This window comes from Aureibacter tunicatorum, from assembly GCF_036492635.1.
GTDB classification, from domain to species: domain Bacteria; phylum Bacteroidota; class Bacteroidia; order Cytophagales; family Cyclobacteriaceae; genus Aureibacter; species Aureibacter tunicatorum.
In genome coordinates, this window is the sequence record NZ_AP025305.1 from 2,207,066 (window position 1) to 2,222,621 (window position 15,556).

The window sequence follows — 15,556 nt, forward strand, 5'->3', positions numbered from 1 at the left end:
AAATAAAATGGCGAACGAAAGAGTAGTTGTAGGACTATCGGGAGGCGTTGATTCCAGCGTGGCGGCTTATTTATTGCAAGAGCAAGGTTATGAAGTCATCGGTTTGTTTATGAAAAACTGGCATGATGAATCTGTTACAATAAGCGATGAATGCCCTTGGGTGGAAGACAGCAATGACGCATTGTTGGTTGCTCAAAAATTGGGCATACCTTTTCAGACCATAGATTTGAGCGAAGAATATAAGAAACAGGTGGTCGATTATATGTTTGCTGAATATGAAAATGGTAGAACTCCTAACCCTGATGTGCTTTGCAACAGAGAAATCAAGTTTGATGTGTTCTTGAAAGCGGCAATGTCTTTGGGTGCTGACTATGTGGCTACTGGGCATTATTGCAGAAAGAGCGAGATAGAAGTGAATGGAGAAAAGAAATACCAATTAAAAGCTGGTGTGGATTCAAACAAGGATCAAAGTTATTTCCTTTGTCAATTAACTCAGGAGCAATTAGCCAAGTCTCTTTTTCCTGTAGGGCATTTGGAGAAACCTGAAGTGAGAAAAATTGCCGCTGAGTTGGATTTGGTGACAGCTGATAAAAAGGATTCGCAAGGAATTTGTTTTGTAGGGAAAGTTAAGTTGCCAGACTTCTTGCAACAACAGCTAAAGCCTAAAGCAGGAGAAGTGTATGAAATTCCTGTTGACGCGCCTTCTATTGTGGAGAGGAAAAATGCGTTGGCTAATGCCAAATCAGAAGAAGAGTGGCTAAAGTTGGTATGCAGTCCTTACCAGTTCGATAAAAACGAAGGGAGGAAAGCAGGAGACCATCGAGGCGCTCATTTTTTCACAATCGGCCAACGGAAAGGACTTAATATTGGAGGCACGCCAAAGCCTTTGTTTATCATTGGAACGGACGTGAAAGAAAATCTTGTGTTTGCAGGTCAGGGTGGAGATCATCCGGGCTTGATTAGATCTGGTTTGTTTATAGATAAAAGCGAAGAACACTGGGTAAGACCCGACCTTGCTTTGAAGATAGGCGAATCTAAGAAAATGATGGGACGTATAAGATACAGAGAAGATTTAAGTCCTATTACATTGTTCAAGAAAGAAGAAGGTCTATACATTGTTTTTGATCAACCAAGAAAGGGAATTGCGGCAGGTCAGTTTGCAGCTTGGTATGATGAAGATGAATTGGTCGGATCTGGAGTGATAAACGGCTAATCACGATAACCTTAATGGGTATTATAGATGAGTAAGAAGCTAATTGATATTTGTCAATTAGCTTTTTTCTTTTTTAACCTTCATACAGTGGCTTCCCTTTTGTTTCGATTTGAAAAGCTCTTGTGAATACAAAGCCAAGAAATGAAGTAATGGCCAATATAATCAATGTGATGGACATGCCTGCGGATTTGCTTAAAATAGGCAAGAAAAATATGCCCAAGGTCGCTCCTAGCTTTGCTATGCCGGCGGCAAAGCCGCTGCCTGTAGCTCTAAGGTTTGTAGGAAACAATTCACCGGAAAGAGTGAATGTCGTTGGGTTGGGTCCAGAGTTCATCATGAAGTTAAAAATAGAAAACCCTAGAAAGGTGAAGCCAAAAGTCCAAGGCTCGGACAGATGAAAACTATTGGGAATAGCGAGTATAAGTAGCCCTAAAGCCATCCCCATGAAGCCTATTTTTTGCAAAGGCATACGACCGACTCTTTCCACGAAACATAAATTGACTATGAAACCTATGATCAGAAATAAGTCAAGAAAAGATGACTCGACGATGGCTTTTTTGACTTCCTGCACGAAATTCATATGCTCGATATTGAAATGCAATTGAGTGAGAATAATCGGAGTGAAAAGTCCTATGCCATAAGTTGAAATATCCATTAGAAACCATGGCACGGTAGCAAGGATGGTTCTTTTTCGAATGCTTTTTTTGAAAAGCTCTTTGATTCTGATTTTTCTTTCAGGAAGAAATTCCGTTTTATACTTTTCGTTTTTGAAATAATCTTTGATGAACTTTTCTTCGTGCGAATAAATCGAAAGGCATATTTTTTCAGCTTTCTTGTACTTTTTGTGAAACAAAAGCCATCGGATACTTTCAGGAACAGAGCTGCGAAAGAAAAGGATGATACCAGCAGGGATGACCCCGATCAATAAGAAATATCTCCATGCGTTAATAGAGGGAAATATTTTGAGGATTAATATGCTTGAGATTGCCGCTAATATCATTCCTACAGCCTGCAATGCAAATGAACTTGTCAGCATTCTGCCACGTATTTTTTTGGGCATGAATTCGGATACATAAGAGGAACAAATTGGGTAATCGGCACCAACGCCCATTCCCACAAAGAATCTTGATACAATAAGCAACCAGGGATTCCATGCGATGCCGGAAAGTACTCCAAAGAAAATCAGAAATACCATATTGATCATATAGAATGTCTTACGGCCGTATTTGTCTGTCAAGTATCCTAATATGATGGCGCCGAAAATAGCGCCTAATAGCGCGGAACTGCCTATAAGCCCTGTTAGAACGGGAGATGTTTTGAAGTATTTGCTGATCAGTGGAAGTGATAGCCCTATGACGAAAAGATCGAATCCGTCGAGTAGAATTCCAGCGGCGGACAGGAGCCAGATTTTTTTATGAGTTTTTTTAAAGGGGGAGTGGTCAATTAGGTGGCCTAGGCTTTTTGATTTCTGGGTTTTCATTAGACCAAGATTTTCTCGTCTTCTGTTTGGATGAACTTAAGCCATTTGATGGCTTCAGTACAGTTTTTGAAAAATTTGATCTCGTTAAAATGATTGCCCATTTTTAATTTGCATGTTTCTTCTTCTTGTCCGTAAGGAACGATAATGGCCGTATGCAAATGTTTTTTCTGATGTTCTTTGCGAATTCTTTGAAAAAAAATAGAGTTGATGTCTTCCATGCTCATATCGACATTTTGAAAGTCATAGAGGACCTTTTTGATGTTGGTCTTATTGAGTATTTTATAGTTCTTGTCTAGTGTGCGTGCATATGGTTCTTTGATGATATTGATAGAATTTTTAAGTACCACGTGTACATAGCCTTCCACATCATTCCAGCCTAGAATACTGTGATTGGTTTCCATTGTAAGCCTATTGTTCATACTCTGACTTGTAAAATACCGCCAGCCAAATTGTTTTCTCTTCAGGTGAAGTGTGAATAACTCTGTGCTTTTGGCGAGCTGGTATGTTGATATAATCTCCTTTGCCTAGTTTATGAATCTCGCCACCTTCAAACTCAAGCTCAGCATAGCCTTCGAGCACTATTACCCATTCGCTTTCTTCCTGATCATACCAAAAGTCGGAAGGGCTTTTCTGTCCAAAAGATACTATTCTTTCAATTTTGATACTATTGGACTCCTCCAAAATATCAAAAACTTCTTGCGATCGATCGGCAATGAGTTTGTCGAATATGTTTTTCGGGCGTTGATTCACACTCAAAATTCTTTCATTTTTAGTGCCAATAAGAATGTGTTTTTCATTGATTTTTATGTGTTTTATTACACGGGAGTAAAAAAGATGGTATGCGTAAAAAATAAAAAATCCGCTATTCGAAGCGGATTTTTAAAATTTATCTCATGTTTTGTTGCATTTCTTTCTTGATATGCTCCACAAGCTCTTCGCATAGGTCATTCATGCGCTTTGCCATGATTTCGTCACCGGTAGAGTTTAGGATACTCTGCGCCATGCCTCCGATGCAATCCACATAAAATCTTTTCATTTCATCGACTTGCATCTCCTTAGTCCACAAATCAATTCTCAATGTATTGTTTTGCTTCGGATCCCAGATGGATAGGTTTATAGCTTTGGCATCTTCAAATGCCTCTTGGTTAGAAGCGTCCGTAGCATTCCATTTTATATCTTCAGGAATGTTGTCTTTGTCAAGGGAAACCTTGATGCTGATATCTTTCTCTGTCATGTTCATCAGTTTTGTAAGGACAATATCGTACTAAATTTGATTTTTTCAAAGCATCATCCTTAATCTTGACGATGAGCGTGTGCTAGATTATTCAATGTTTATTAAAGTGAAAAAGTTCGAAAAGCTATCTTGTTTTTGATACTAGGACTTTAAAAGTACATCTGAACGATTTAATACTGAGGTTTTAAGGGTGAATTTTTTCGTAAATTTTGCTTTAGTCGAGTATGATTGAGTAAATTGTTTGCGTTTGGTGAATATTGCATTACTGTTAATATATGGAAGAAGGCATTTTTATAAACGGCAAATTGATGCCATTTGAAAATCACGGATTAATAGAAGACGTGGTTAATGAAAATACGAAAGCTGCCGTTGAATTTATAAGCTCTTGGAGAAGCCAATATGATTCATTTGAAGTCTCTACTTCAGGTTCTACCGGTATTCCGAAGCTTATTGATGTCAGTCGCAGACAGATGATAGTGAGTGCGGAAAAAACTGTATCGGCATTGAAACTAGCAAATGGCGATGCCTCATTATTATGTCTCAATGCGAATTTTATAGGCGGGAAAATGATGATTGTAAGAAGTATCATTCATAAGATGAAGCTTCATGTCGTAGAGCCTTGCTTGAATCCATTAGAGAAATTTATTGGGAAAATAGATTTCATCGCTTTAGTGCCGATGCAATTGGAAGCTATATTAAACAAGGCTGATAAAAGAGAGTTAGGAGTTTTAAATTCCTGCAAAGCGATAATTATTGGTGGCGCTGCTGTGTCTGTGATTTTGCATCAAAAGATTCGTGAAATGATTCAGGCTCCTATTTTTGGAACTTATGGGATGACTGAAACAGTTTCTCATATTGCTTTATGTGATTTGCGAGAGGAAGAAATAGTGTACTGTACACTAGATGATACGATTATCACTAAAGATGACAGAGGATGTTTAGCAATTAAGGCTCCTGTAACTAATGATGAAGAAGTAATGACAAATGATTTGGTGCAAATTTTAAATCCAAATACATTCAAATGGTTGGGGCGTGCTGACAATGTTATAAATACAGGAGGAATTAAAGTTAGTCCTGAGATAGCAGAAAAGTGTCTTGAAAAAGCATTTACTGAATTAGGTCACGATATGAAGTTTTTTATTGGAGGAGCTCCTGATGTGGAATTGGGAAGTAAAGTTTGTATTTGGGTGGAAGGAGACATTGAGTTTGAAGCAGATGCCTTGCTTGAATTTTGCAAAAAGCATTTGCCCAAATACCATGCGCCGAAAAAGATTTACAACCCAATGAGTTTTGAAAAGACGGCATCGGGCAAGATTAATAGATTGTTGACTATTGAAAAATCGCTTTCTGAGTTTGCTTAGATTTTTAGAGATAGCTTTTTGGCAAGCGGGTCCAATAGAGCCCCTTGAATAATTATAGAGTACATGACAATGTAAAATACCATATTGAAGATTTCAGGAGAGTTTGGGACTCCTTTTACCAAGGGGATAAATGCGAAAACAATGGGAGTAGCGCCTTTGAGTCCGATCATTGCTATGAAGAGTTTTTTTTGGTACGGTATATTTTTAAATGGAAGATAGCAAAGGTATGTCGCAAGAGGTCTTGCGGCTAAAATTAAGAAGATAGCTGGCAGAAAGGATATAAAAAATACTCTGATGAGTTGATCTGGAAATATTTGCAATCCTAAAAAAAGGAACATAAGCGCTTGAGCCATCCATGATATGCTGTTATTGAATGATTGGTTTAATTCACGTCCTTTGTAAGTGCCGTTTCCTATGATCAAGCCAAATACATAAGAGCTAATAAGAATATTTCCATCCAGTAATTTGCTCCCGTATGTAGCGATAAAAAACATGCATAGCGTAAAGATTGGGATGAGTCCATTCTCTTGAAAAGAGATTTTATCAAGAGCTATTTTAGTTAAAAGTCCCAAGCCAATTCCAATTGCTAGTCCTACTACGATCAGTTTGATAAAGGTCCATATCAAGTCGTAAACACTTAGCATTTCGCCGCTGCCAGCGCTAAGGCTTGTTAAGACAGTTACTAAGACAAGAGCCATCGGGTCATTGGTGGCAGATTCGAATTCCAGTATGGTGCCAGTTTTATGCTTGAGCTTAAGTTTTCTGGCTTCAAGTATTCCAAACACAGCCGCTGCATCCGTGGATGATACTACGGCCCCGAATATCAAGGCTGACATGAGCGGCAAGTCAGTGACAAGCCATGTGAACCCTCCGAGCAGAGCTGCTGTTATGAGAACACCAACAGTTGACAAAATCATTCCTTCTTTGTACGCGGTTTTGACATTTTCGATAGACGTATTGAATCCTCCGTCAAAAATAATGATATTCAAAGCCAGACCGCTTAATAATTCAGTCAATTGCGGGTCGTCAAATACTGGATCTCCTAAATCTCCATTGCCCAAAAATAGTCCGATGCCCATGAATATAATGAAGCTCGGAATCCCTAAGAATTTGGCTGGATTGTAAATAAGTATTCCAAACACAACGAGTATGGAAATTAATATAATACCGGAGTCTAAAGACAAATCCGTATAAGCCATCTTTTCAACTTAAATTTCATCAAAATTAAATTTAGCACGATTGATTATGTACCAATATATTTCTCTTAGTAGGGTATACATGGGAGGGAAATTGGTGAACTCGAAAAAATAATCGTGGTAATTCTATTTATCTTTAAGCAAAAGCAGAGTCTGAATGTTTTGTGATAATTTATGAGAAAAGAAAAAGCTCTCTTCAGAATGCTTAGTTTCTAAAGAGAGCTTAATTATTTAAAAGAATGAATAGCGATTAATTAGCTTTTTGGATTTTCATTTTTTTTCACAGCGAATTCTTTGTAGGCTGTGAAAATTACAAGAGCGAGCACAAGCAAAGAACAAATGATTCCAATGATTTCTCCGTACTTATATGAGTTGGGTTGGAATTTGAACTCGATTTTGTGCTTGCCTTCAGGAATAATCAGACCTCTAAGTACATAGTCTACTCTAACATGCTCCACAGGTACTTCGTCAATATATGCTTGCCACCCTGGTTGATAATAAATCTCAGAGAACACGGCAAATTGTTGTTGCGGTGATTCCGAGTAATATACCATGTGGTCAGGGTTGTAGCTTTGAAGTTTAATGTTTCCTTTTTGCGTAAAACTTATGTCTCCTTGCTGAGGCATGAAACTTTCGAATCGTTTGTCCATAAAGGCCGTTTGGCTAGGATTAAAGCTTTGCAATGATGACAGTTCTTGATCAGCATTATCCACGATTTTTAGATCCTTGATAAACCAAACATTTCCAACAGCGTCAGGATTTTTTTGGACAATTGGTCTGCCATCTTGCGAAGGCACGATGAAGTATTTAGTGTTCAACATGTTTAATACCGACATGTTGTTTTTGCTGATATGATTCTCGATTAGCTCTTGGTACCTTTGAAGTTTAATAGCGCTATACCCACCGATTGATTTATGGTGATAAGAAGTTCTTCCTTCATTGAAAGGATTCATTGTAAGGTTGAATACTCTATAGTAAGAAGTGTCTTTAAGTATTTCCTTGTCAGCTTCAGTCGCGCTAAAGTGAGTTGTAGATAGCTCTCTTTTAGGTTGGAAATCTTTGCCGGATAAGTATCTTTTGTCAACTTGCCAAAGATCCACAAGTGTCATAAGAGCTAGTCCGGCAATCATATAAGTTTCTTTGATTTTCTCTTTGATCCATGCCCAAATCAAACCTGCGGCTACGAAAACAAAGAACAAGCTTCTAAGAGCGTCGGATTTGAAAAATGCTTTTCTGTCTTTGATGATTGATTCAACCAGCCATTGAGGATAACCTTGTTGAAGAAGTCTGGCATCCTTTGAAGACTCAAAAGAAAATATAGATCCGCCAAATAGGAACATTAGCAAGGCTAAGCCTCCACAGATTCCAAATGCGATAAGCACGCCTTTTTCAGCTTCTTTTTTATCAATGGTTTTATTCAGTATTTGTATCAATGCGTAAATTCCTAAGAAAGGAACTGTGATTTGCGCGATGGTCAGAATCATGGTCACTGATCTGAACTTATTGTACATCGGCACATAGTAAAAGAAAAAGTCATTGAATGCTTCAAAATTTGATCCCCAAGCAAGCATAATGGATAAAATGGTCAAGGTCAGCGCCCACCATTTGTATTTGCCTTTAACGATAATAAGGCCTAATACAAATAAGAATATCATGATAGCGCCCAGATAAACCGGACCAACTGTAAAAGGTTGTTCTCCCCAATACAATGGAGCGTTTTCAACGATGTTTAGCGCTTGTTGCCTCGGTACTCTGCTTTCGATTAGTTTTTTGAATGTTTCGGATTTATCGCCAATGTTTTCCGCAGATCCACCGCCATTGAAATAAGGGATGAATAAAGTCATTGTCTCAAGTTTTCCTAAACTCCAAGCAAATGCGTAGTCTTTTTCCAGTCCGTCGCCGCTTGATTTTTTTGAGGAAAGTTCTGATCCACCTCTTGTGCTTGATTTTGCGTATTCACCAGTTGACCAAACTTTCACTAAGTTAGATCCTAAAGCGATGCTCGCAGACGCTACTAATATTACGCATGAAATGGCAAATTGCTTTTCTTTCTTTTCTCTAATGGCTTGCACTAACTCCAGAATAGCAAGGACCAACATCATCAACATCAAATAATAGCTTATCTGAACGTGCGCATAATAGAATTGCATGCCAAGGAAAAAGGTGGTCACTAAAGCCCCTTTCAGATACTTTCTTTGAAATACGAGTATGACTCCTGCCAGAGAAGGCGCCATTAGCATCATGTCGTATACCTTGTTGATATGTCCCGCTTCGATGCTTATCAAGCTGAAGGTTGATAACGCGTAAGCGGATGCGCCAAGGAAAGCAGTCCATGGTTTTACTTTAAAACATGAGAGAAGAATGTAAAAACCAATGTATCCGAGGAGAATTAATAATACAGGCGTTGGTATAAAACTGGTCAAAGCTTTGTGAACCCAATAAAAAACATTATAATCGGATGTCGTAAATATGGGCATGCCGCCAAATGTGGAATTAGTCCAATGAAGCGATTCGCCGGTAGCTTCTTTATACGTGTCAATTTCGTGCGCTGTGCCCGCCCATTCGATTACATCGGTTTGGCGCAACACTTTGCCTTGTATCACAGGAGAAAAATAAATTACGGTAAGCACCAAAAAAACCAAGAAAGGGATGAGGTGCGTCAAAATTTTTTTGAACGTCATTACTTTAAATTTGTTTACAACATGAGTCTTTGGCTCAACATCGCCTATAGTATGCAATTATAACATAATCGTAGCGATTAAATTAATATTTCAAAATATTAATTATCAGTTAAAGCAATCGATTGTGAAGAATTTAAAAATAATTCGAATATTGGAAAAAAAATAAATGGCATGATCTATATCATTATTAATTCGTATAGGAAAATATAACTTTGATGAGTTTAGTTCGATTTTTCAAACATGCAAGTCTTATTGAACTAAATAGATATATTTTTTTCGCGCAAGAAAATCACATTTAAAGGAACTTATAAGAACATTACAATAAATATTCATGAAAAAAGTTGCTGTATTAACATCTGGAGGAGACGCTCCTGGAATGAACGCCTGCCTTAGAGCGGTAGTAAGAGGTGCACTCTATCATGGACTTGAAGTTTACGGAATCAAACGCGGATACGACGGGATGATCCGAGGAGATATTTACAAAATGAAATCCTACTCTGTAAGCAATATCCTTGGGCAAGGAGGAACGATACTTAAATCGGCTAGAAGTGTTGAATTCCGTACCAAAGAAGGTAGAGCCAAAGCCGCTGAGCAATTAAAGAGTAGAGGTATCGAAGGATTGGTAGTGATCGGTGGAGATGGTACTTTCACTGGTGCTAAATTGCTTTATGAAGAGCATGGATTGCCTGTAGTTGGCGCTCCGGGTACAATAGATAATGATTTGTATGGAACTGACTCGACAATAGGGTATGATACTGCTGTGAATACTGCTCTTGACGCAATCGATAAGATTAGAGATACTGCTAATTCACATGACAGAGTATTCTTTATTGAAGTTATGGGTCGTGATTCTGGTTATATCGCCGTTCAAACGGGAATTGGCGGAGGAGCGGAACTTGTTATGGTTCCTGAAACTAGAACGACTATTGACAATGTTATCAGCACTCTTCAACAAGGGTGGGATAGAGAAAAAAGCGCCTCAATAGTAATCACTGCCGAAGGAGATCAAGAAGGTTCTGCTCAAGAAATCGCCGCTAAGGTAAAAGCTAAATGTCCCGACAAGGATATTAAAGTGACTACTTTGGGCCATATTCAACGTGGAGGATCGCCATCGGCTTATGACAGAATTTTGGCTTCTAGGCTTGGATTAGCTGCTTTGGAAGGCTTGGTTGCTGGAAAAGAGTGTGTTATGGCTGGAATTATTAAAAATGAAGTAGTGTATACTTCGTTGGAAGATGCGATCACTAAAGACAAGCCGCTTAATCAAGATTTAGTTAGAATGATTAATATCTTGAGCGTGTAAGCAAAATATTTAATAAAATAAATAATTGGAAAGAGCGGATATTAATTCGCTCTTTTTATTTTTTCGTTAATATGGGTCATGATTTTTTCAAATTCATCAGGATGAAACCAAGCGTAATCTTGACCCCTTTTGAACCAGGTCATTTGTCTTTTAGCATATCGCCTTGAATTTCTTTTAAGCAACCTAACTGCTTCTTCATAATCGTACTTTCCGTCTAAGTAATCATATATTTCTTTGTACCCGACAGTTTGCAATGCGTTTATTTCTTTATAGGCTTGGTATTTTTTAGCTTCTTCAAAAAGACCTTTTCCAATCATGATGTCCATCCTTTGGTTGATTCGATTGTAGAGTTCTTCACGATCTCTTTCCAATCCAATTTTTATCATTTTGAATGGCCTCTTGTTAAGTTTGGATTTTCTAAAGTAAGAAATGGGCTTGCCTGACACTTGGTATACTTCCAAAGCTCTCACAATTCTTTGTGAATTATTGGGGTCAACCTCGTTGAAATATTGAGGATCAATTACTTTAAGCTCGTTTCTTAGTATTTCAAGTCCCTCATTTTCCAACCTTTGCATCAAGTTGTCACGAATCTCTGGAGGAGTGGGAGGCATGTCGTCAATGCCTTCGCATACGGCGTTGATATATAGCCCTGAGCCGCCAGTTAATATGGTCGAATCATGTGTTTTGAATATTTCATCGATAGTATTTAGAGCGTCCAGTTCAAACTTGCCAGCGCTGTAAGGTTCGTGTATTGACATGCAATCGATAAAATGATGGGGAACACCGTCCATTTCTTCAATGTCGGGTTTTGCCGTGCCGATGCTAAGCTCTTTGAAAAATTGTCTGGAATCTGCACTGACAATGTCAGTTTTTAGCGCTTTGGCTAATTGAATGCTTAAGGCTGTTTTTCCAACGGCTGTTGGTCCAACAAGTACAATTAGGTATTTCTCCAATTAAATTATGATTTTAATCCACAGCAAGGGAATGCTCATTTCCTATTCAAGCATAAAATTAAGCTTATTGTTGAATAAAATAAAGCAAAGTATAATCTTAGAAAGGTAGCAGGCGAAATATTTTGGGCAAAATGATTAAGGCGCCAATGATAAATGATACGATAGATGAGACAAGCACAGCGCCAGCAGCGATATCTTTAATAGATTCAATCTCTTTATTCCTTTCAAGACTTATTAGGTTGCAAATCCTCTCAATGGATGAATTGACCATTTCTAGACTTATTACTAATCCTATACAGAGCAAAATTATGCACCATTCGATTGGTGTTAAAGTCAGATAAAGCCCTAACGATATGACGAGAAAAGTTGCGGCAATGTGAATCCAGAAATTATGCTCGGATTTGAACATGATTTTAATTCCATTGAAGGCGTATTTGAAACTATTGATGCGACTGGAAATCTTAAATTTTTTCTTCATGCCACTTTGCGGTCTAAATCTTAAATTGAAATAAAATAAAAAAGCTGATGCTTAAAAGGTAATTTGAACAAAAAATAGAAAACTCTGCTATCTGTATGATTGAATTTATATCTTTATCGGTAAAATTATATTGATAGAAAATAACTAAGAAATGAAGATAGTTGACTTAACTAAGCCGATACAGTATAACCCAAATGATCCTTGGTTTATGAAGGTGAAAATAAAGCATAAACCGCATCGAAAGGCGAAGTGGCTGATAAGATTATTGGGCTTGCCGTTTAAGCTATTTCCTAAAGGATTTGAAGGTTGGGCGGATGATACGATTCAAAAAATGGGAGTTCATTCGACGACGCATATCGATGCTCCTTGGCATTACTCGCCGACCACAGCGGGCAAAAGGTCCAAAACGATAGATGAAGTGCCATTAGAGTGGTGCTATGGTAAAGGCCTAGTGTTGGACATGAAGCACAAAGAGGATTTTGACGCCATCACAGTTCAGGATATAGAGAGCTTTTTGGACGAAAACGGATTGAAGGTGGAGCCGGGAATGATTGTGTTGGTGAAGACCGGAAGAGATAAATTCAATGGCACTAAAGATTTTCATAAAAAAGGAACTGGAATGAGCGCTGAGGCTACGGAGTGGTTGATTGACAAAGGAATTAAAGTCATGGGAATAGATTCTTGGGGTTGGGATTTGCCATTGCCATACCTAATGGAAAAAGCGAAAGAGACTGGGGATTCGGAGTTGTTTTGGGAGGCGCATCTGGTTGGAAAGGAAAAGGAATATTGCCATATGGAGCAATTGGTGAACCTAGACGCTCTGCCTTATGAAGGGTTTAAGGTAGCGGTTTTTCCAATGAAAATAGTTGGAGCCTCAGCAGCGCCTGCCAGAGTTGTTGCCCTATTTGATTAAATGCTTTCTGTTTAATCAGCAACAACATTAATTTTTGCTGGTTATGAAATTACGAGTATAGGACAATTGATAAAGCAATGGCAAAAGCTATAATTCTAAATCACAGGCCAATAGGGATGGCAACTTTGGAAGACTTTAAAATCATAGATTTTGAATTGGAGAAGCCCAAGGATGGTGAACTGAAATTGAAAACGATTTATATTTCTGTAGATCCATATTTGAGAGGAAGAATGAATTTGGCTAAGTCTTATATTCCTCCTTTCGAATTAGGAAAGCCGATAGAGTCGGGTATGATTGCTCAAGTCGAAGAGTCCTTGAATGAAGAGTATAAACAAGGAGATTATGTGACAGGTATTCTTCCGTGGCAAGAGCATATAATTTCTGATGGAAAAGGTTTGATGAAAATTGATCCTGACTTGGCTCCTTTATCCGCATACTTAGGTGTTCTGGGATTGACTGGAATTACGGCTTATCTAGGGTTGTTGGAAATAGGCAAGCCTAAGGAAGGGGAAACCCTTTTGGTGTCAGGAGCCGCCGGAGCGGTAGGCTCTATAGTTGGACAAATTGGAAAGATCAAAGGTTGTCATGTAGTAGGGATAGCTGGATCGGATGAGAAAGTCTTGATGCTTGAAGAGAGATTTGGCTATGATAAAGTAATAAATTACAAGACTTCGAAGGATTTGTCGCAAGAGATAGGGAAGTATTGTTCCAATGGAGTGGATGTTTATTTTGATAATGTTGGGGGAGTGATTTCCGATGCTGCATTGGATCACATTAATAAGTTTGCGAGAATATCACTATGTGGAAATATTTCATTATATAATGAAAAAGAACTGCCAACAGGACCGAGAATTCAAATCAAGCTTTTGAAAAAGAGTGCATTAATGCAGGGATTTATAGTCTTTGATTTTAAAAATAAATATTCAGAAGCAATTGAGGAATTGTCAAAGTGGTTGAAAAATGGAGACTTGGTGTATGAGGAAACTATTGTCAATGGTTTTGAAAATACTCCTGAAGCATTTATAGGATTGTTTGAGGGTAAGAACAAAGGTAAAATGCTGGTCAAAGTATAATTCTTTGTAAGCAATTAAAGTCATAGCCATTTTTTTAATTATACTATGGCTATGACAACTAGTCATTTGAGCTGATCGTTGATTACTCTTGATTATTTTTTAACCATTCTAGTCTTCTGGAGTCAGGAGTGTGTTTGATTTTGAAATCTTCAAATGTTGCTTCGAAACCGTCTCCATCAGGGCTAGCAGCCATCATTCCTACTTCAATGCTACGATGCTCTGGGAAATAAACGATATTGCTCATTTGATAATTCGTCCCGTCTAGAGAGTAAAAGATTTCTATAGCATCGACTTTTCTTATTGCCTTTATCCAGATGCTTTTTGGTTTCTCTTTTAGCGCTACGACACTCCAAGAGCTATGATTTATAGTGTGAACTGTGCTGAAATTATAAACTCCATCGACATATTCAATACCTGTTTTTATCCAGTGATTATTATCAATTCGGAACATAAGCCCCATTTGATCAAATCGAGTTTTATATTTTCCAGTTAATTTTGCAGTGACTTCAAACTCTCCGCTTCTTTTTGCAAAAAGAAATGGCCCGTCATTTACAGTAAAGCCGTAATGAGTTTTATTCCAAAAATCTGTTTGAGGTGTGACTTGCAATGTGAGTCGATTGTCTGAAATATTCCATTGTTCAGGCTCATTCAGCCAGTTAAGTGAATTAAGGCTTTGTCCGAAAGTGGTATTAAGCGACATAATGAAAATAATTGCTATGAAAATGTTTTTCTTCATGATATCTACATTTTGGTTGTTGAAACGTTGTATTGTTGCAAAGTTGTCAAAAATACTCTGAGTACTCAATACTGAAAAATAACCATTTGTTCGGTTTTGAGGTATGAAGGTTTGAGAATAGAATCAGTTATTAATATATTTTTATGGATCCAATTTCCCGACTTGAAAATGAATACAGCAAGGAAACTTATGATAGCTTAAGGCAAAGGACATTAGTGCTTGAAGAGTGTATTGCTCAAATGAAGTCTTATGTTGAAATAGAGCACTGTGTGGTTGTAATGTCTGATTTAGCGGAAAAAAACAATCATATTTTCAATGGTTCGTTCGGAGATTTTTTAGGTTTGAATCCTTCAAGGTATAGAGTGATCGATGGAATTTGGGAACGGGAAATATATGAGAAAATACATCCAGACGATGTGTTTCAAAGACATTTGTTGGAATTGGAGTTTTACAATTTTCTTCAATCTTTGCCTAAGACTGAGCGTTTGAGTTATCGCACGAATTGCAAACTAAGAGCAATGGGCAAAGACAAGATGTATCAAGTTATTTCACATAAGAGTTTTTATTTAAGAATGAGTGAAAATGGAAGTCTTTGGTTGGATGCCTGTGTTTACAATTTTTCAACATCCAACCAACCCTTTCAAGGTATTGAAGGTCGTATTATCAATATGAAAACGGGTGAATTCATTGATGTTGATAAGTTCAGGAATAGTACTAATATGCTGAGCTCAAGAGAAAAGGAAGTTCTTAGATTAGTAGGCAAAGGAAGCCTTAGTAAAGAGATTTCATCGGAATTGAACATTAGCGTCAATACTGTAAATCGACATCGTCAAAATATATTGCAAAAGTTGAAAGTGAATAATTCAATGGAGGCTGTAAAGGTGGCTATTGCGATGAATTTAATGTAGCTCGTTAAGCTGTCGAATGTCATGTTG

At 37.8% G+C, this 15,556-nt stretch carries 15 protein-coding genes; 6 read left to right on the plus strand and 9 right to left on the minus strand.

Features of this window, described 5'->3' with window-relative positions; all coding sequences use genetic code 11:
* Positions 1–7: 7 nt before the first annotated feature.
* Entirely contained in the window at positions 8–1,213 is a 1,206-nt protein-coding gene (gene mnmA, locus AABK36_RS09385; RefSeq protein WP_374709125.1) for a tRNA 2-thiouridine(34) synthase MnmA, read from the plus strand.
* A 73-nt stretch (positions 1,214–1,286) separates the two neighbouring features.
* Here the strand turns inward: mnmA and AABK36_RS09390 are convergent, their stop codons facing one another.
* The 4 genes from AABK36_RS09390 to gldC all read right to left on the minus strand — a co-directional run bounded on the left by AABK36_RS09390 (position 1,287) and on the right by gldC (position 3,927).
* Entirely contained in the window at positions 1,287–2,693 is a 1,407-nt protein-coding gene (locus tag AABK36_RS09390; RefSeq protein ID WP_309939698.1) for an MFS transporter, read from the minus strand.
* Positions 2,693–3,112, minus strand: coding sequence for a hypothetical protein (locus AABK36_RS09395; protein ID WP_309939699.1), 420 nt, complete (start codon positions 3,110–3,112; stop codon positions 2,693–2,695). Before AABK36_RS09395 ends, AABK36_RS09390 begins: the two co-directional genes overlap by 1 nt.
* Positions 3,102–3,443, minus strand: coding sequence for a cupin domain-containing protein (locus AABK36_RS09400; RefSeq protein ID WP_309939948.1), 342 nt, complete (start codon positions 3,441–3,443; stop codon positions 3,102–3,104). Before AABK36_RS09400 ends, AABK36_RS09395 begins: the two co-directional genes overlap by 11 nt.
* Before the next feature lie 136 nt (positions 3,444–3,579).
* Positions 3,580–3,927, minus strand: coding sequence for a gliding motility protein GldC (gene gldC / locus AABK36_RS09405; RefSeq protein ID WP_309939700.1), 348 nt, complete (start codon positions 3,925–3,927; stop codon positions 3,580–3,582).
* 275 nt (positions 3,928–4,202) lie between these two features.
* Between gldC and AABK36_RS09410 the strand changes: the two genes are divergently transcribed.
* Entirely contained in the window at positions 4,203–5,288 is a 1,086-nt protein-coding gene (locus AABK36_RS09410) for an AMP-binding protein (protein WP_309939701.1), read from the plus strand.
* Here AABK36_RS09410 and AABK36_RS09415 read toward each other — a convergent pair.
* Together AABK36_RS09415 and AABK36_RS09420 are read right to left on the minus strand one after the other, a co-directional pair.
* Positions 5,285–6,487, minus strand: coding sequence for a potassium/proton antiporter (locus AABK36_RS09415; protein WP_309939702.1), 1,203 nt, complete (start codon positions 6,485–6,487; stop codon positions 5,285–5,287). The genes AABK36_RS09410 and AABK36_RS09415 overlap by 4 nt on opposite strands.
* Before the next feature lie 251 nt (positions 6,488–6,738).
* Positions 6,739–9,165 carry a YfhO family protein gene (locus AABK36_RS09420; RefSeq protein WP_309939703.1) on the minus strand — a complete coding sequence of 809 codons (2,427 nt, stop codon included), beginning with the start codon at positions 9,163–9,165 and terminating at the stop codon, positions 6,739–6,741.
* A gap of 331 nt (positions 9,166–9,496) precedes the next feature.
* On the opposite strand from AABK36_RS09420, the gene pfkA reads away from it, so the two are divergent.
* A complete protein-coding gene (gene pfkA / locus AABK36_RS09425) occupies positions 9,497–10,468 on the plus strand; it encodes a 6-phosphofructokinase (RefSeq protein WP_309939704.1) in 972 nt (323 codons plus the stop codon).
* A 41-nt stretch (positions 10,469–10,509) separates the two neighbouring features.
* Here pfkA and miaA read toward each other — a convergent pair whose 3' ends face one another.
* Positions 10,510–11,421 carry a tRNA (adenosine(37)-N6)-dimethylallyltransferase MiaA gene (gene miaA, locus AABK36_RS09430; protein ID WP_309939705.1) on the minus strand — a complete coding sequence of 304 codons (912 nt, stop codon included), beginning with the start codon at positions 11,419–11,421 and terminating at the stop codon, positions 10,510–10,512.
* Positions 11,422–11,518: 97 nt separating this feature from the next.
* On the minus strand, positions 11,519–11,899 hold the full coding sequence (locus tag AABK36_RS25410; protein ID WP_374709126.1) for a diacylglycerol kinase family protein: 381 nt from the start codon (positions 11,897–11,899) through the stop codon (positions 11,519–11,521).
* 151 nt (positions 11,900–12,050) lie between these two features.
* Between AABK36_RS25410 and AABK36_RS09435 the strand changes: the two genes are divergently transcribed.
* Entirely contained in the window at positions 12,051–12,812 is a 762-nt protein-coding gene (locus AABK36_RS09435; protein WP_309939706.1) for a cyclase family protein, read from the plus strand.
* A gap of 77 nt (positions 12,813–12,889) precedes the next feature.
* Positions 12,890–13,885 (plus strand): NADP-dependent oxidoreductase, encoded by a 996-nt coding sequence (locus AABK36_RS09440; RefSeq protein ID WP_309939707.1) that lies wholly within the window; start codon positions 12,890–12,892, stop codon positions 13,883–13,885.
* An 82-nt stretch (positions 13,886–13,967) separates the two neighbouring features.
* On the opposite strand, the gene AABK36_RS09445 is transcribed toward AABK36_RS09440, so the two are convergent.
* Positions 13,968–14,621, minus strand: a complete 654-nt coding sequence (locus tag AABK36_RS09445) for a DUF1349 domain-containing protein (protein WP_309939708.1) — start codon at positions 14,619–14,621, stop codon at positions 13,968–13,970.
* A 143-nt stretch (positions 14,622–14,764) separates the two neighbouring features.
* Here AABK36_RS09445 and AABK36_RS09450 point away from each other — a divergent pair, with 143 nt between their 5' ends.
* Positions 14,765–15,529, plus strand: coding sequence for a response regulator transcription factor (locus tag AABK36_RS09450; RefSeq protein ID WP_309939709.1), 765 nt, complete (start codon positions 14,765–14,767; stop codon positions 15,527–15,529).
* Positions 15,530–15,556: the final 27 nt, after the last annotated feature.